Genomic DNA, 17,809 nt, shown 5'->3' on the forward strand with positions numbered 1-17,809 from the left:
TCCTTCCAAATTAGATTCTGTTCATTTCGATGATACAGAATCTTTATTAGGTATGCTCTTAAATCAGGTGTCTGGTGACTACAATGAAATACAATGCTGACTTTTCTGCGAAATATTTAGAGTTTATTTTATGGATCTTTTTTTTAGTTGGGGTTGCCTCTGCTCTTATTTCTTATGGGTTCGAGTTAAATTCTGAGGTAATCATTTCCTCGTTTTATTGTTTTATTATTGCTACCTTCCTCGCAAGTTATAAGTCAGGTAGTGGTTTCTTCTCTGCTTCAGTCGTTTGTCTCCTTGCTTTTTTCTTTTATTCTATGGCAGTTCCTCTGCATCATCTGTTTTATGGTGATTATAATGAAAGCGGTGTTTCTTTCGTAACAACAATGTGTGTAGTGGGACTTTTAGGACAAATTTTTGGCTATTATGCTATTGGAAAACCCCGTTTTATCGGGATTAACAATGGCAAATATGAATCATTTTTTGGTTTTTTTATACTTTCCCTTGGCATAGTAATACTAATTGCTGCAATTGCGGGCACAGTAGGATTTTCTGCTTATTTTAATGCTGGATATGCAGGTCGAGCCCTTTTAAAACGCGAGGCAGGCCCCTTGGAGTTGGGTTTATATTATTCAATTATTGGTTATCTATTTATGGTTCATAGCTGGTTTTATCAGCCTTCCAAGAAAAGAATAGTATTAGGCCTCTTTTTGCTATCCTTTTTATTATGTTTTGTTGCTTATGTTAGTTTTCTAGGTATTCGAAGACCCAGTTTTTTCATGGTAATTTCCTTTCTATTCATTTATTTTCTGAAAGTCAAAGGTAGAGTACCGTTACTCATTGTATTAACATCCTTGTTTTGTGCTTTTTTATTTGGAATATTTGCAAGTTTCAGACAAGTTTTATCCGATCACGGCGCCTCATCAGCATTGTCTTATGTCTTAGAGAATTTTAATCTGGCATGGTTAGACCTATCAGCCAGTGAACTCGGCGCGCCATTTAGATCAATGCTCGATGTAGACCCCTGGTTTTCTGACAGCTTTTTGTGGGGCCGCAGTTATGTTGATGCGGTTATTAATCTGCTTCCTTCTTCTATAGGAAAATTTAGCGAAAGTTTAAGCGTTAAATACACTCATGAGTTTTTCTCCCCCGAATATATTGCAATTGGTGGCAATATGGGATTTTTCCCAGTCGCTGAAGGCTATTTAAATTTTGGGGCGGTAGGGGTATTTTTAGAGTTCTTCTTTGTGGGAATGCTCATTAAATACATCGAAAATCAAGCGATAAGAAAATCAAATGTCGTGCAAGTAATTGTCTATGCAATCATGGTACCTTGGTTTTTCTTCTTTTTAAGAAGTGATCTTGCTTCTTTTTCAAAATCATTTTTTTATTCTGTAATGCCAGTCTTTTTTGCTTATGGCTTATATTGCCTTATAAAGAAAAATCCGCAAAAGCATAATTCAATTGAGGTATCAACATGAAACAATTAATCCAGGATATGAGTCATGGTAAATCATCAATAATAGAAGCTCCTGCTCCAATGATGGATGATAATAGTATATTAATCGCTACATCAACCACACTGATTTCTGCCGGAACAGAGCGCATGCTGCTTGATTTTGGTAAAGCATCTTATTTTGGAAAAGCGCGTCAGCAGCCTGAAAAAGTAAAAATGGTTTTGGACAAAGCAAAATCCGAAGGCATTTTAACCACTTTAGACGCTGTTCGCTCCAAGCTATCCCAACCAATTTTACCTGGATACTGTAATGTAGGTGTTATTGTTGAGGTAGGTAAACATTGTAAGGGATTTAATGTTGGGGATCGCGTTGCTTCAAATGGCTCTCACGCTGATTTAGTTAAAGTACCTGCAAATCTATGTGCCAAAATTCCTGATAATGTAGATGATGAGACAGCTGCCTTTACTGTCTTGGCAAGTATTGGCCTACAAGGTATACGTTTAGCACAACCAACTTTGGGCGAAGCGTTTGTAGTCATTGGCGCAGGGCTTATTGGTATGCTGACGATTCAATTGCTTAAAGCTCATGGCTGCCGTGTATTAGCAATCGATTTTGACGAAGAAAAATTAAAACTTGCGCAACAAATTGGTGCCGAAACCTGTAATCCAAGTAAAGGAGAGGACGCCGTCACTGCAGGAATGGCATTCAGTCGAGGTTTTGGCGTTGACGGAGTAATTATTACTGCATCTACAAAATCAAATGAGCCACTACAACAAGCAGCACGAATGAGTCGTAAGCGGGGTCGCATTGTTTTAGTTGGTGTTATTGGTCTTGAATTAAATCGAGCTGATTTTTATGAAAAGGAATTGAGCTTTCAGGTTTCTTGTTCTTATGGTCCTGGTCGCTATGATCCGTTGTATGAAGAAAAAGGATTTGATTATCCAATTGGTTTTGTACGTTGGACAGAACAACGTAATTTTCAAGCCGTCCTTGATATGATGGCAAGTGGCCAATTAAATGTGAAACCATTAATCAGCCATCGTTATACCTTTGAGGAAGCATTACAAGCGTATCAGGTTTTGACGGAGAATAAATCGGCATTAGGTATTCTAATGCACTATCCAACTGATAAAAATCAACCCATTAAAAACGAAGTCCAATTAAAAGCTAATCCTGTTTTTCATGCGAGTAAACCAATATTAGGTTTTATAGGCGCAGGAAATTATGCCTCACGAGTGCTAATTCCGGCTTTCAAATCTGCAGAGGCCCAATTACATACCTTGGTTACAGCAGGAGGAGTAAATAGTGCGATTCACGGTGAAAAAGCAGGCTTTTCTTTTGCCTCTACTGACACAGAAAGTATATTCAACAATGCAGAAATTAACACAATGGTTATTGTGACTCGCCATAATACCCATGCTGAATTGGTAACTAAGAGCTTAGCTGCTGGTAAACATGTTTTTGTTGAGAAACCTTTAGCACTCAATTTAAATGAACTTGCAGAAATTGAAGCCACTTATCATACCGCTCATTTATCAAATAAGAAGCCACATTTAATGGTAGGCTTTAATCGTCGTTTTGCACCACAGATACAAAAAATCAAATCGTTATTGCAATCGGTCAATGAACCAAAAACATTTCTCATGACGATGAATGCCGGCGCAATTCCTGCTGAACATTGGACTCAAGATAAACAAATTGGTGGTGGTCGTATTCTCGGTGAAGCCTGTCATCTGGTTGATTTAATGCGATTTTTGGCCGATTGTGAAATTACTTCCGTACAAGTCCAATGTATGGGTGAAAATCCTGCAGTAAAAATTACTGAAGACAAGGCAGCAATTATCTTGGGATTTGCTGATGGATCTTTTGGGACAATTCATTATTTAGCCAATGGAGCTGCAAGTTTTCCCAAAGAGAGGATTGAGGTGTTTGCGGCAGGAAAAATTCTGCAACTCGATAATTTTCGCAAATTGACAGGATATGGTTGGCCAAACTTTAAAAAGCAAAACCTGTGGAGGCAAGATAAAGGACAAGAACAATGTGCCCGAGCATTTTTAACTGCCATAGAAAAAGGTCTCCCAACCCCTATTCCTATAGAAGAGATTTTTGAAGTCTCTAGAGTAACCATCAACATTTCTGACTTATTATCTACAAAATGAGAATGATAGGAATCAAAGCGAAAACACTTTATGCATTAGGCGTTATCAATTTTTTACGGGTAGTACATTATCGATTTCGTAAAAAATTGATTCGTCATGATGCACAAACCATACTACCTCAAGGTACGTTTTTCTCCGAAACTGTCCCTTCCGAGAGCCCTCTTATCGCTACTAAGAGTTGGCAACAACAGGCACACTATTTTGGTTATCAATCAATTCCCATTACGGATAATGCACCAGACTGGCACTTAAATCCGTTCACTGGTATCCGTATGGATGCAACTAAACCATGGTGGAAAATCCCAGATTTTGCTGCACATTGTGGCGATATCAAAGTTATCTGGGAAGCCTCGCGTTTTGATTGGGTATTAGCATTTTCACAACAGGCAAAATTAGGCGACCAAAACTCCTTAAAAAAATTAAATGAATGGTTGAATAATTGGTGTCTACATAATCCGCCTTATTTCGGTGTGAACTGGAAATGCGGACAAGAAGCTGCAATTCGAGTGATGCATTTGGCAATTGCCACCTTAATTGTTGAGCAAATCCAACAACCTTCCCAAGCACTAATTGACTTAATCCATGTGCACCTCCAACGTATTGCATCTACTTTGAGCTATGCAATTGCGCAAGATAATAACCATGGGACTTCAGAAGCAGCGGCTCTTTTTATTGGAGGTAGTTGGCTGGAAATGCTTGGTATTAGCAATGGGCAGAAATGGAACCAATTAGGCCGCAAATGGTTAGAAAATCGAATATCGCATTTAATAGAAGCAGATGGTAGCTTTAGTCAATACTCGGTGAATTATCATCGAGTACTTATGGACACCCTTTGTATGGTTGAAGTTTGGCGACGAAAACTTGCTTTACCTACCTTTTCTGAAAAATGGCAAAGTAAATGTTCTGCAGCTACTTTTTGGTTGTTTCATATGGTAGATGAGCAAACTGGAGATGTACCCAATATTGGCGCTAATGATGGTGCGAGGTTATTACCTTTAACAGAAAGTGACTATCGCGATTATCGGCCCTCTGTACAGTTAGCCATGGTCTTGTTTAATCATCAACAAGCCTATACGAAGAATGGGACATGGAATTATCCACTTCAATGGCTACAAATTGCCATTCCCAACAAAAAAGCGGAATCATTGGAAAGTAAACTCTTTAATAATGGAGGTTATGCCCTACTAAAACGTCCTTCCATATTTCTTTTGATGCGTTATCCGCGATTTCGTTTTCGTCCAAGTCATGCAGATGCAATGCATGTCGATTTATGGGTCAATAGTGTCAATTTACTTCGTGATGCGGGGACCTATAGCTATAATACTACCAACGAATGGCTTAATTATTTTCCTGGTACAGCGAGTCATAATACCATTCAATTTGATAACCGAGATCAGATGCCTCGCCTAGGTCGTTTTTTATTTGGGAATTGGTTAAAAACCTACTCTCTTAAACCCATAACAGAAACAGAGCAATGCAGTACTTTTGAGGCAAGTTATAGAGACGATTTTGGTGTAACACATAAGCGTTCCATCGAACTTAATGACCATTGCTTAAAAGTAAAAGATATCATACATGGCTTTAAAAAAAGCGCAGTCATTCGGTGGCGGTTAATCCCCGGAGATTGGCAGGTTCACAACCGCTCTCTAATAAACAAAACGCATATAATTAAGGTAAATACCAATATCCCTATTAAACGTTTTGAGTTAGTAAATGGGTGGGAGTCCCGTTATTATCACCAAAAAGCGAACCTCCCCGTTTTGGAGATTGAAGTAGAACAATCAGGTGTCATAGAAATGGAATACAACTGGTATTGAAAGTTATATTCGATATATGTTAGCTTAATCATGTTAATGAATAACAAACATTTTTTTAAACTGGATGGTATATATCCCATCAGGTAGATATAAAAGATTTGATATTGTAAAAGGATTTTGGAATTGAATCATATCCCTACACATTGTACACAGAAACGAATAAGTTGTGGCTTTCTTCCAATGCGTAAACCTATCCTTCATCCCTTTTTCCAGAGAGAACTCCAAGATCGGTGTATTCTTATATCTAGAAAAAGCAACAATACGATCAAAAATTGCTCTTGGTTGAATTTATTTAAAACACGTAGACAAATGGCATTGTAAACGAGTGATGAATACTAAAAATATTGGAATCTTTAGAGATCCAAAGTTTACCATTGATTTTGAGGTGAATTGATATGCATGTTCTTTATTTTCATCAACATTTTTCTACTCCAGCTGGCTCAACAGGAATTCGCTCCTATAAAATGGCCAAAAAGCTGATTGAGCATGGACATACGGTGACTGTTGTTTGTGGTAGCTATAAAGGGGCAAATACCGGGTTACTCAACCCTTTTAAAAATAGGGTACGCGAAGGTAATGTTGATGGGATCCACGTAGTAGAGTTTGATTTGGCGTACGCCAATAAAGATTCCCTTTTAAAACGAACTGTCACTTTTTTAAGATTTGCTTATTCAAGTATGAAGTATGCTTTAAGGGCAAAATATGATTTAATTTTTGCCACATCAACACCACTAACAATTGCCTTGCCAGGTTTAGTAGGTAAATGGCTTCGCAGAAAACCTTTTGTTTTTGAAGTTAGAGACTTGTGGCCTGAGTTACCTCGTGAAATGGGGGTCATCACTAATCCTGTCATTTTAAAATTAATGGGCTTAGTCGAGTGGATGGCTTATAAAAGTGCTGACGGGCTAATTGCATTATCACCAGGCATTCAAAAAGGGATTTTAAGATTTAGAAAAGATGAAAAACGCGTCACCATAATCCCCAATGGTAGCGATATTGACTTATTTGCCGAGTCACTTAAATCGATACGACCTAAAGGTGTTGAGGAACATCATTTAATGGCTATTTTTGCCGGCACTCATGGTGTAGCCAATGGTCTTCAATCCATCATTAATTCCGCTAAAATATTAAAAGAAAGGCAATGCGACGACATTCGATTCGTTCTCATTGGTCAAGGAAAACTGAAGGATACTTTAATCAAACAGGCGAATGAATTTGAATTAGATAATATCATTTTTTTAGATCCTGTGGATAAAGATCAACTATCTCAATTACTGGCTTGTGCGGACATTGGTATGCAAATTCTAGCGAATGTCCCCGCCTTTTATGATGGCACATCTCCTAATAAATTTTTTGATTATATTGCTGCAGGTTTACCGGTGTTGATCAATTACCCCGGCTGGCTAGCAGAGAAAATTTCCAGTACAGGTTGTGGGGTGGTAGTGGAACCAGACAACGCTGAAGCATTTTGTGATGCACTAATCAATTTATCAAAAAATCGACATCAACTTTCTCAAATGGGTCAAGCAGCTTTGATTCTTGCTAAATCACAATTTGATAGAGACTTGTTATCAAAAAATTTTGTGACGTGGTTAGAACGTTGGGCTTAAAATTAGGAATATATTATGTTTAATCAGTATACTGTGCACCCCGACTTTGAAACAGTTTCAGTTATTGGATTAGGTTATATTGGACTACCCACTGCTGCAGTGATTGCTTCAAGAAAGATTCATGTGATCGGTGTAGATATTAATGCATCTACTGTGGAAACCATTAATAAAGGGATGAGCCATATTGTTGAACCTGACTTAGATATTTTGGTACATGCCTGCATTACTGAGGGCTATCTACGTGCTACAACCACAGCTCAACCTGCCTCTGCATTTCTAATTGCTGTCCCAACGCCCTTTATGGAAGGAAATCAACCCGACTTAAGTTATATTGAGTCAGCAGCAGCACTCATAGCACCCGTATTAAAGCAAGGTGACTTAATTATTTTAGAGTCCACGTCTCCTGTAGGTACTACCGAGCAAATGGCCGAATGGCTAGCTCAAATACGCCCTGACTTAACCTTTCCACAACAATGCGGTGAAGAGGCAGATATTAGAATTGCTCATTGTCCTGAGCGTGTATTACCAGGGCATATATTACGTGAACTTGTTCAAAATGATCGAGTCATTGGTGGCATGACTGAGGCTTGTTCGGCTAAAGCACAAAAGTTCTATGAAACTTTTGTCGAAGGTGAGTGTATAATTACTGATGTACGCACAGCAGAATTATGTAAGTTAACTGAGAACAGTTTCCGTGATGTTAACATTGCCTTTGCCAATGAATTATCCATTATTTGTGATAAATTAAATATCGATGTATGGGAGCTTATCTCCTTGGCAAATCGTCACCCCCGAGTCAACATCCTACAACCAGGACCAGGTGTTGGAGGACATTGTATTGCCGTCGATCCGTGGTTCATAGTAAGCAGCACCCCAAAGGAAGCCACCCTTATTAGAGCTGCAAGAGAAGTTAACGATAGCAAACCGTTATGGGTTTTGGAAAAGATCAAATTAGCCCTCTCCAATTTTTTACAAGCATACCCCAACAAAACCGTCAAAGACGTGGTTATTGCTTGTTTAGGGATTACATTTAAAGCGGATATTGATGATTTACGTGAAAGTCCTGCCTTGGCTATTGTGAAAAATATTGCGGCTTTCCATGCGGGCTATACAGTGGTTGTTGAACCTTATATTGACACGCTTCCAAAAGGGTTAAATGGAAAAGTAGACTTGCAAGATATGGAGAGCGCATTAGTCGAGGCTGATATAGTAGTATTATTAGTCGATCATAAAGTATTTGCAGCTAAAGACACTTTAATTAAAAAAGATACCATTGTTATTGATACAAGAGGAATGTGGTCAGGACATAATAAATGAAACATATTATAAAATTTATCGCATTATGCATCCAAAAAGGTCAATTGGCCTGGTCAAGATTAATAATGCATGTATATAAAACGAGATTTCGCCGTTGTGGCACCCAAGTTATTTTTGATCCAATCACATCCACGCTATCTTATGACAGTATTGAAATTGGCGACTTTGTTTTTATAGGGCATGGGGCAACGATGGCATCGTCCAAGGAATATCCCATCGAAATCGGTTCCTATGTTATGTTCGGACCAAATGTCTCCATTTACTGTGGTGATCATGAAATGAATCAAATTGGGACACCGATGTATTTTATGAAAAAAGATAAACAATCCACACGCTCAGGGAAAGTCGTTATTAAAAATGATGTTTGGATTGGAGCCAACGCGACAATTCTCAAAGGGGTAACGATTGGTGAAGGAGTAGTCATTGCAGCAGGAAGCATTGTCACTAAATCAGTACCAGATTATTCAATTGTTGCAGGAATACCTGCCAAAGTGATAAAACAACGATTCTCTGAAGAAGAGTTACAACAGCATAAACAAAAAGTAGCTGAATGGAGTTTGAGTTGATACGCGAATCGATTTATGTTGTCGGTGTTGGATGTTCCCGATTCACCCAAATAGCATTAGGCGCCATTCTTGCAAATAGGCTGGGAGCCGATAGTTATGGATTATTTATATTGTTCCTGACCGCAGCCAATACCCTTAGTAATTTTTCTTTAATGGGCGTTTTACCTCGCATTTTATCGCTTCCCCTTGATGCCAAAGAAGATGCAATTATATTACAGTACAGCGGTGCGATGACCCTTCTTTTCTCATTTGTGATTGTCGGATTATTAGGTTATATGGGTATTTTATTTAACCCTGAGCAATATTCCCTAATATTCTTTGTTAGTGTCGTGCTTTATTGTATAGGCTATTTTTTCATATCGTTGGCAGCCGCACTACTTAATCGTTCAGGTTCTCATGAAAGCGCAGGTTATTTATGGATTTTTGTTAATATTATGGTATTAGCTTTAGTGAGCATTCCTCTGTTTTTAAAGGATTACAACCTCTTTTTGATATTGCTTGCTTCAAGCTGGTTAATCACAGGCTTTTTAGCTTGGTTAAAAGTAATAAAAAATCATCATTTTAAGTTTGATAAACAGGTTATTCTAAATAGTAATCTGCTTAATATAATCTATAAATCACTCCATAGTGGGGCATTCGGATTACCCTTTCTTGCGATATTTTTTATGCTAAATCAACACATTGAATTTAGCTCTAATGAGTTTGAAAAAGCAGCATTTTTTTTAGGATTCCAGCTGTTTAATATCATAATATTTATTCCAGGAATACTCGGTGGTGTTTTTGTACCGCAATTAAGTCAAGCGACCCATAATACACAAAAGCAGTTGATTACTCGTCTAAGTCTCGTTTACTTGATTATTGGTTTGTTTTGGATAACGGCCATAGGATTATTTTCACCGTTTATCTTCCATCTTTATGGAATAAAAAACACCTTTGAATCAGAACTAATAGTCCTACTTTGGCAAGTAGCGGGAGTTTTGGCGGCTATGGGGGCAATTCAAAACCAACTTCTAGTTTCTCGCAGTCAGTTCGTGTTTCTGCTGATCGGTAGTTTGGTATGGGCACTCATTGTACTTATTGTTAATTGGCAATTCCAAAATCCAATGTTTGGTTCTGTTATTGGTGTTTTATTTGGTTACTTGATCTTACAGATTTTGTATTGGTACAAGAATAAAAGTTATTTTTATGGTATTGCTTATGAAGCGTAAACAGATTAATTTTTTGGCGAACCCTCATAGTCCACATGTTCGACATTGGGAGGACCTGCTAAATTCTGGCAATTATGAAACGTGCATCTACACGGCGCATAAAATCAATCAAACAATGATTGTAAACGCTCCGGTCAAGGAAATCCTACCAAAAATATTTAATCGTATTCCTATGGCGATAAAATATTTAATATCTGGATTATCACTAAGATTTAGTCGTTCTAAAAGTAATGATACTTTTTTTCATGCGCACAATACCTCAGGTTATGGTTTAATGGCGTATTTATCTGGTAGACCTTATATTCTTACTACATACGGAACCGAGATTTTTAGCACATCGAGTAAAAGTAAAATTTATTCTTTGCTTCTTCGAAAGATATTAAAAAATGCTATGGCTATTACCTCTGCTTCACCAAGTATGACTGATTACCTAATCAATTATTTTGGTATCGAACGCTCTAAAATTCATGAATTCAGCCTAGGGGTTACCAGTTCATTTTGTTTTTCACAAGAAAAGCGAGATAAGATTAGGAATGAATTACAATTAGGAAGTTCACCAGTATGGATAGTTAATCGGCGCATACGCTGTCAATATCATACCCTTGAGTTAATTGATGCTTTTAATCGTTTTAGGAATGAAACAAATACGGGTTTTCTTATTCTTCTTGAAGGTGATTCTGAAGCGAGTTATCTGGAAAACGTTGAACAGTGTTGCGCTCAAAATCCTTATATCCACTTAATTAAAGGTTTTATATCACAACAAGAAATGTCCTATTATTTATCTGCAGCGGACTTTTCGATTTCAGTACCAGAAACAGATCAATTATCAAGCTCCATTCTAGAAGGAGCTTCTTGTGGAGCCATACCACTTCTTACCAATTTGAAATCATATCAATTAGTTAGAGAGTTTAGTAAGCTTTTTGACATTCCCGATCCAAATAATAGTCTGAATTATGATCCGATATTTTTTGAGTCTTACAAAATGTTTTTAACCGAAGAATACACTACATGCCGGGCCAATATGTTTAATAAAATTAGCTCCTTTAGCATGAATAATATTGTTCCTAAGGTTATCCATTTATATGATGCTACATCCAGCGCGTTACATTCGAATTTATAAACATAAAGGAACATTGACTCATCTATGTGGTGTGAAATCTAGAGCGCTTTTTTAATTAACCTTATTCTGGTTAGCTTGTCGCAATAGCCAAACCTCTGATAGAACAATAATTAAACATGCTAATCGCCCCCGCAACTGCTAAAAGCATCGGAATGAAAAAGCTAAAATTGATTCCTGTAAACTCAATAACGAGCACAATTGCAGTAATGGGCATTTTTTGAGCCGCAGCAAGAAATGCTGCGCCACCAATAACGGCAAAAGCAGATATTGAGATACCCGGCCACAAATGACTCCAAAGGATGCCCAAAATGACGGCCATTAACGCTCCATTTGCAAGAGAAGGAGTTAATATTCCACCTGAAGCACCTGCTTGCACGCTAGTACAAACAATTAAAAGTCTTAGTATTAATATTACGGCTGCAATACCGAGGCCTAACATATTTCCATCAAATCCTAATTGAGCTGCAGATCGACCGTTCCCTAATATCTGTGGAAAATAAATAGCTAATAGGCCGATAATAAAAAAATTGAAGAGGCAGGATATGATGATTTTCCAATTTCGCGGCGCCCGACTTTTGGCTCTATTGGTAATCTCTTTAAACCAATAAGCAGAAACACCAAAAAGAGGACCAGCAAGAATAGACCAAACAACTATTGAAGAATCAAGTATTAAAACCGGTATATGATACATCGCCTGATTACCAAGCCCCATCCAAGCTATAACCACTGCAATCGAAGAGGTAGTAATGGCAGGAATCACTGCAAACCAACGAAAAGTACCAAGTAGTACTTCTAAAGTAAACAGAGCACCACCAAATGGAACATTATAGACAGCAGCCAATCCTGCGCCCGCAGCACAGGCCACCAGTACTTGGCTTTCTTTAGGATGTAATTTCATTTTATTGGTCAACCAACAGGCAAACGTTGCCCCTAGTTCTCGAGGAGCTACTTCACGTCCCATTGGTGAGCCCAAAGCAACCGTAATTATCTGCAGCAACACGTGCACTATAGTAGTCTTTATGGGCATATAGGGTCTGGGTGATTTAATTGCATTAGCAATACTCACCAAAGGCCGGCCATAACGAAAAACTGCCCACCAACCCCAACCAGCAATGAGACCACACAATATAAGAGCAATCACCCTTCGTGAGGCTGTTGAACCACTAACAACATCGAGGAAACGCTCACTTTCAATAATAGGAAATACCGTGTGCTGATAGGCTAAGTGTTGGATAAAATGCAATAATAGGGCTAAAAACATCCCACCGAAACCTGAAACAATCCCGATAACGATTGTGGCAAAAAAAAGATGATGCCATCGGGATGTTAAATGCTTGGTCATGAACTACTCCTTAATTCATAACGGGATCTGATCGTTTAACCTTCCTGCAACCTGCAATTGATGAGCAACAATACGTGCCAGGTAGTCAAATTCAATATTAACCTCTTGTCCTTCTTTTAAGAAACTAAGGGTTGTATTCAGCAATGTGTGGGGTACCAGCATTAATTTAATGCGTTTGTCGGCCACCGAATTAATTGTTAAACTCACCCCTTCAACAGTAATACTACCTTTAGGTATTAAATACAACATTGCGTTTGCATCAAACCCACTTATCTCTACTTCAATAAATTCATTAAGATGCATAATAGAATAAATTTGAGCAATCGCATCTACATGTCCGCTTACGTAATGTCCCCCAAAACGTGTTGATGAAAGCATAGCCCGTTCTAAGTTGACTTCATCGCCGATTTTGAGTCGCCCTAAAGTAGTTCGCTGCAAAGTTTCAGGAGAAACATCAAAACTCAAGTCGCTAAGTCCAGTAGGCAATAAAGTTAAACAGACACCATTTACAGCAATGCTTTCACCTGTTTGTAATTGTTTAAAAACAGACGAAATACTCAACCGGTTTGCACCATCATGCTCCGTGTTGGCAACCACTATACCTTTACTTTCAATAATTCCGGTAAACATCGATTTCTCTCATTCCTGACTCAAATGGGTTCGCCGCTCTTGCATGGTTTCAGCACTATTAATTACTGTTTGCCGACAAATTTCTTGCATCACTGGGATTTCTTTCAGAGGTCTTCCTTCATGGATGGTATAGGCAATCAAAAAACTATCGCGCCATATTTTTTCATTTCGTTTTTCTTTGGATTTCATCCATAAAGCTATCCATAAAAAGTGAAACTGCCATCTATCCCGATTCAATTCCATTTCCTCAGCAAAGACAGCCTCCATAGCCTCTTCCATCCGGCATACTCTAATCCCATCAACAAAAGTACTGTTATGATTAACGATTTTATCTACCAAATGATTTTCCAGATACCAAGATTCAGTAAACGATTTGGTTTTGAGCCATGATTTTGAACGTCGTAAGGATCCGGAAATCACCTCTTGAGTAAATGGCGTAATTTGTATGCTTAATTGTTCAAAAAGATAATCTAAATCCAACCTTGAAGGACGTAAGCGTATCCCCAATTGCTCTTGAATTTCCAAAAATTGGACATTGGGAATCTCGCCTTTTTCTATAGCGATCGCTAAGAAATGCTCCACCATCATCTTGAAATAAGATAAATCCACCTCACGCAAAGTTACATTTTCATCAAAAGCCTGATTGTAATAATCTTTCACATCTTTTGATGACAGTGAAGGTGTTATCCACGCATCCTTAAGGCCTAACTCATACTTTAATAACAAACCACAAAGTCTGTTTTTTCTATTTTTACGAACATGTAGAAATACGCCCTGTGACCCGGAACCATCAACTTCAGTAGCTCTAATATTCACCTTGGCTTCTTCAGGTTCTGGTGCAAATACCACACCTTGTTTGCGTTGAATTTTAATCCAAGAATCAAAGAGAGCATGATAACTCTCCGGATACCAATATTTGATCGTCTTTAAACGTGAAAGGGATATCGATGATAGAGTAACCATGCCTATAATTTGACTTAGGGTGTTCACAGCAACTTCGCGTACTTCAGCGTTGGGATGTAATAAAATAAGTAAGGCGATATCCGCACCTTCTTCAATGTTATATAAATCCACCATAAGATCGATAAAAAAATCAGCCGGCATTGCATAACTTTGAGCGAAAAAATTTTCAGCGATTTCAAAAACATTAAGATCTGCTAATTCATGAATTAAATCTCGAATTGCTTCTAGATGTGATATTGGCTCACCTTCTTGAATCGCTTCTTCCTCATCACTGGCAAGTTCGTAATAAGCATTTTTTAAATCTTCAGTCAATTCAACGTGTGATTCATAAAAAGAATTTAATACAGGCAACCAAAAACTCAGTGTATGTTTGCGAAAATTGATCATTTCGGCTAAGTGATTCATTAACTCAATTAAGGTTTTTGCAGTGATCTTATTGTTGGATTCGGCAGCGCCTTGTAATTGAGCGACACATATATCCAAAGCAAAAATACAGGCAGAATAAACTGAAAGTCCTTCATCCAGTTTTTCTTCCAAATTACTAATGATATCCACTAATTTAAAAGCAAGTTCGGGCTGTTGGAAAAATAGAATATATAATTGGGGATCTGGCTCCGCATTTTGCTCAATTAAGGTAGCCATTTCGGTTAGTAAATTGTACAGCTCTGAGGAATTACTGGTCATATTTTTTTAGGTACCTGTCTTGCTTTACCCTTTTCATCTATGGCAACAAAAATAAAAACGCCTTCGGTAACTTGATACGTTTCATTTTGGGTAGCAGGATGCGCCCATACTTCAACACCCAGCGTCATAGAGGTATTACCTTGCTTTATCAGGGTGACATAACAACTCACAAGATCACCGACATGGACGGGTTTTAAAAAATTCATAGAGTGAATGGAAACAGTAGCAACACGCCCCAATGCTATTCTTTTTGCCAATATTCCTGCAGCCAAATCCATTTGTGACACAATCCAACCACCAAAGATATCACCATTAGCATTAGTATCGGCAGGCATTGCCAAAGTCTGGATAGTAAGCTCTCCCTTGGGAATGTTGGTCATGATTCACCTATGTTATACAAGATGCAGCCTTATGGCGCGTTGGTCAGCAGAACTCGGGATTGAACATTTTATTCTGAACCGAAAACCAAGATCCACATCGATCACCCGACCAACGCATCAAGTTTTTAATTACGTTTTAATTTCGCTAAGGCATCCGCCATTGCTGTATTAAATATGGTTTTTTTAGCTGGCTCAACTTTTTTAGCCTCTGGTTTTTTCTTATGCTCAGCTTTTTTAACTTGAGGAGGCCTTTTCACGTCAGATGCTCTTGCAATTTTTTTAGCGGGCTGACTTACAGGCTCGTCTTCCAATTTCATGCTTAAACCAATACGTTTTCTTTCTTTATCCACCTCAATAACCTTGACTGTCACAATATCACCGGCTTTTACTATAGTCCGTGGATCAGAAATGAATTTGTTAGTCATTGCGGAAATATGCACCAACCCATCTTGGTGTACTCCAACATCCACAAAGGCACCAAAATTAGTTACATTACTCACGACACCTTCAAGGATCATTCCTTCATGCAAATGTTCGATGTCTTCAACACCTTCCTTGAATTGTGCCGTTTTAAATTCTGGTCTTGGATCGCGACCTGGCTTTTCCAGTTCACGCAACACGTCTCTTATTGTAGGTAAACCATATTGCTCATCAACAAATTGTTCAGCATTCACACTGTGTAATATTTCTTTATTACCGATCAGCTTCTTAATATCAATGTTCTTATTCTCAATAATTTTTTCTACCAAAGGATAAGCTTCTGGGTGAACACAAGAAGCATCCAGTGGATTATCTCCATTCATGATACGTAAAAAACCGGCCGCCTGTTGAAAGGCTTTTTCACCCATACGATTTACACTTTTTAATTCTGCCCGATTTTTAAATGCTCCGTGTTCATCACGATAAAGCACAATATTTTTAGCCAGAGCTTCATTAAGACCTGAAACATGAGATAACAGTGCAGCAGAAGCAGTATTTACATCAACACCTACAGCATTCACGCAATCTTCTACAACGCCATCAAGACTACGCGCCAGGCGAGTTTGATTCACATCATGTTGATACTGTCCTACACCAATAGATTTGGCTTCGATTTTGACCAATTCTGCAAGCGGATCTTGGAGGCGTCGCGCAATAGAAACAGCTCCTCTTAAGGTAACATCCAAATCAGGGAATTCTTGAGAAGCAATTTCTGAAGCTGAGTAAACAGATGCGCCTGCTTCACTCACAATAACTTTAGTCAGTTTTAAATCAGGATACATTTTTATTAAATCAGAAACCAAGCGTTCTGTTTCACGAGAACCTGTACCATTACCGATACTGATAAGATTAACCTGATGTTTTGCCGCCAATTTAGCTAAATCAGTAATTGCCTGATGCCATTCATTTTGTGGCGCTAAGGGGAAAATAACGGTGTAATCCAGCAACTTACCTGTTGCATCAACCACAACCACCTTAACTCCTGTTCTGATTCCAGGATCAAGTCCAATTGTAATTTGTGGACCTGCAGGTGCTGCAAGTAATAAGTCACGTAAATTTCTGGAAAATACTTTTATTGCTTCTTCATCTGCAATTTCTCGTAAACGAGTCAGCAATTCTAACTCTAACTTGGTAAATAATTTTACCTTCCAAGTCAGACGCACGGTTTCAAGTAACCAATGGTCGGCTTTTCTCTGTTGATCAACGATATTGAAATGAGTTGCTAATTTATTTTCACCATACGCTAAATCGTGTTCAGGTAAGGTCAGCGCGACTTGCAAAACACTTTCTCGACGTCCACGGAATAAAGCTAAAGCGCGATGTGAAGGGATTTTTTTAATCGCTTCTGAATAATCAAAGTAATCTGAAAACTTATTGACGGTTTCTTTTTTCTTAGAGCTACCTATTGATTTGACTATGCTATGTTGCCATAAGTATTCACGTAATTCATTAATTAAATCAGCATCTTCAGCAAAATGCTCCATTAATATATGACGGGCACCTTCTAATGCTGCTTTTGCATCCTCAATACCTGCCTCAGGATTAACAAATTGAGTAGCTTCTTCTTCGGGGTCCAAAGCAGGATTTTTCCAAAGTGCCTGCGCAAGAGGATCTAAGCCTGCTTCGATGGCAATTTGTGCCTTTGTACGACGCTTTGGTCTAAACGGCAAATATAAATCTTCAAGACGAGTTTTTGTGTCTGCTGCCAAAATACTTTTTTCAAGTTCCGGAGTTAATTTCTCTTGTTCGCGGATAGACTGCAAAACTACAGTACGACGCTCATCTAATTCACGTAGATAAAGTACGCGCTCATCAATAAAGCGTAATTGTACATCATCTAGTCCTTCGGTAGCTTCCTTACGATAACGAGCAATGAAAGGAACAGTAGCTCCTTCATTGAGCAGACGAATGGCTGCTTCTGCCTGCGCTGGTTTAACTTTGAGTTCTTGCGCAATAATCGCAGCTAATCTCAACATCTCTTGAGTCATTTACATCCCCGTAAAACATAAAAAAATATAACAATTGATTACTACACCCTAAATATTTAAGGAGTTGGTAACCGGGATTACGCTTCGCGAC

General features: G+C 38.3%; 13 protein-coding genes. 8 read left to right on the forward strand and 5 right to left on the reverse strand.

All coding sequences use genetic code 11. The annotated features are described in order from the left end of the window. The first annotated feature begins 83 nt into the window (after positions 1-83). From ACWTEW_RS09150 to ACWTEW_RS09185, 8 genes are all read left to right on the forward strand, one after another. Positions 84-1,478, forward strand: coding sequence for an O-antigen polymerase (locus tag ACWTEW_RS09150; RefSeq protein ID WP_454781376.1), 1,395 nt, complete (start codon positions 84-86; stop codon positions 1,476-1,478). Continuing rightward, entirely contained in the window at positions 1,475-3,613 is a 2,139-nt protein-coding gene (locus ACWTEW_RS09155) for a bi-domain-containing oxidoreductase (protein WP_454781377.1), read from the forward strand. Before ACWTEW_RS09150 ends, ACWTEW_RS09155 begins: the two co-directional genes overlap by 4 nt. A 2-nt stretch (positions 3,614-3,615) precedes the next feature. Then, the gene (locus tag ACWTEW_RS09160) at positions 3,616-5,430 is read left to right on the forward strand and encodes a heparinase II/III family protein (RefSeq protein ID WP_454781378.1); all 1,815 of its coding nucleotides are present in this window, start codon (positions 3,616-3,618) and stop codon (positions 5,428-5,430) included. A 395-nt stretch (positions 5,431-5,825) separates the two neighbouring features. After that, positions 5,826-7,040, forward strand: coding sequence for a glycosyltransferase family 4 protein (locus ACWTEW_RS09165; RefSeq protein WP_454781379.1), 1,215 nt, complete (start codon positions 5,826-5,828; stop codon positions 7,038-7,040). A gap of 15 nt (positions 7,041-7,055) precedes the next feature. Further along, positions 7,056-8,357 carry a UDP-N-acetyl-D-mannosamine dehydrogenase gene (gene wecC, locus ACWTEW_RS09170; protein WP_454781380.1) on the forward strand — a complete coding sequence of 434 codons (1,302 nt, stop codon included), beginning with the start codon at positions 7,056-7,058 and terminating at the stop codon, positions 8,355-8,357. Further along, entirely contained in the window at positions 8,354-8,923 is a 570-nt protein-coding gene (locus ACWTEW_RS09175; protein ID WP_454781381.1) for an acyltransferase, read from the forward strand. The genes wecC and ACWTEW_RS09175 overlap by 4 nt, the downstream gene beginning before the upstream one ends. Next, on the forward strand, positions 8,908-10,131 hold the full coding sequence (locus ACWTEW_RS09180) for a lipopolysaccharide biosynthesis protein (protein ID WP_454781382.1): 1,224 nt from the start codon (positions 8,908-8,910) through the stop codon (positions 10,129-10,131). Before ACWTEW_RS09175 ends, ACWTEW_RS09180 begins: the two co-directional genes overlap by 16 nt. Continuing rightward, the gene (locus ACWTEW_RS09185; RefSeq protein ID WP_454781383.1) at positions 10,121-11,251 is read left to right on the forward strand and encodes a glycosyltransferase; all 1,131 of its coding nucleotides are present in this window, start codon (positions 10,121-10,123) and stop codon (positions 11,249-11,251) included. Before ACWTEW_RS09180 ends, ACWTEW_RS09185 begins: the two co-directional genes overlap by 11 nt. 70 nt (positions 11,252-11,321) lie before the next feature. On the opposite strand, the gene ACWTEW_RS09190 is transcribed toward ACWTEW_RS09185, so the two are convergent. The 5 genes from ACWTEW_RS09190 to ACWTEW_RS09210 form a co-directional block, all read right to left on the reverse strand. Then, complete coding sequence (locus ACWTEW_RS09190) at positions 11,322-12,593, reverse strand: chloride channel protein (RefSeq protein WP_454781384.1); 1,272 nt, start codon at positions 12,591-12,593, stop codon at positions 11,322-11,324. 15 nt (positions 12,594-12,608) lie between these two features. Beyond that, entirely contained in the window at positions 12,609-13,223 is a 615-nt protein-coding gene (locus ACWTEW_RS09195) for a riboflavin synthase (RefSeq protein WP_454781385.1), read from the reverse strand. A gap of 9 nt (positions 13,224-13,232) precedes the next feature. Continuing rightward, positions 13,233-14,870, reverse strand: a complete 1,638-nt coding sequence (locus ACWTEW_RS09200) for a hypothetical protein (protein WP_454781386.1) — start codon at positions 14,868-14,870, stop codon at positions 13,233-13,235. Beyond that, positions 14,867-15,250 carry an acyl-CoA thioester hydrolase YciA gene (gene yciA / locus ACWTEW_RS09205; protein ID WP_454781387.1) on the reverse strand — a complete coding sequence of 128 codons (384 nt, stop codon included), beginning with the start codon at positions 15,248-15,250 and terminating at the stop codon, positions 14,867-14,869. The genes ACWTEW_RS09200 and yciA overlap by 4 nt, the downstream gene beginning before the upstream one ends. A gap of 125 nt (positions 15,251-15,375) precedes the next feature. Next, positions 15,376-17,718, reverse strand: a complete 2,343-nt coding sequence (locus ACWTEW_RS09210) for a Tex family protein (protein ID WP_454781388.1) — start codon at positions 17,716-17,718, stop codon at positions 15,376-15,378. Positions 17,719-17,809: the final 91 nt, after the last annotated feature.

The sequence above is a fragment of the Legionella stuttgartensis genome, from assembly GCF_977063405.2.

Coding starts and splice junctions, on each gene's coding strand:
- ACWTEW_RS09150 (WP_454781376.1), top strand. CDS start 84: ATGAAATACAATGCTGACTTTTCTGCGAAATATTTAGAGTTTATTTTA.
- ACWTEW_RS09155 (WP_454781377.1), top strand. CDS start 1,475: ATGAAACAATTAATCCAGGATATGAGTCATGGTAAATCATCAATAATA.
- ACWTEW_RS09160 (WP_454781378.1), top strand. CDS start 3,616: ATGATAGGAATCAAAGCGAAAACACTTTATGCATTAGGCGTTATCAAT.
- ACWTEW_RS09165 (WP_454781379.1), top strand. CDS start 5,826: ATGCATGTTCTTTATTTTCATCAACATTTTTCTACTCCAGCTGGCTCA.
- wecC (WP_454781380.1), top strand. CDS start 7,056: ATGTTTAATCAGTATACTGTGCACCCCGACTTTGAAACAGTTTCAGTT.
- ACWTEW_RS09175 (WP_454781381.1), top strand. CDS start 8,354: ATGAAACATATTATAAAATTTATCGCATTATGCATCCAAAAAGGTCAA.
- ACWTEW_RS09180 (WP_454781382.1), top strand. CDS start 8,908: ATGGAGTTTGAGTTGATACGCGAATCGATTTATGTTGTCGGTGTTGGA.
- ACWTEW_RS09185 (WP_454781383.1), top strand. CDS start 10,121: ATGAAGCGTAAACAGATTAATTTTTTGGCGAACCCTCATAGTCCACAT.
- ACWTEW_RS09190 (WP_454781384.1), bottom strand. CDS start 12,593: ATGACCAAGCATTTAACATCCCGATGGCATCATCTTTTTTTTGCCACA.
- ACWTEW_RS09195 (WP_454781385.1), bottom strand. CDS start 13,223: ATGTTTACCGGAATTATTGAAAGTAAAGGTATAGTGGTTGCCAACACG.
- ACWTEW_RS09200 (WP_454781386.1), bottom strand. CDS start 14,870: ATGACCAGTAATTCCTCAGAGCTGTACAATTTACTAACCGAAATGGCT.
- yciA (WP_454781387.1), bottom strand. CDS start 15,250: ATGACCAACATTCCCAAGGGAGAGCTTACTATCCAGACTTTGGCAATG.
- ACWTEW_RS09210 (WP_454781388.1), bottom strand. CDS start 17,718: ATGACTCAAGAGATGTTGAGATTAGCTGCGATTATTGCGCAAGAACTC.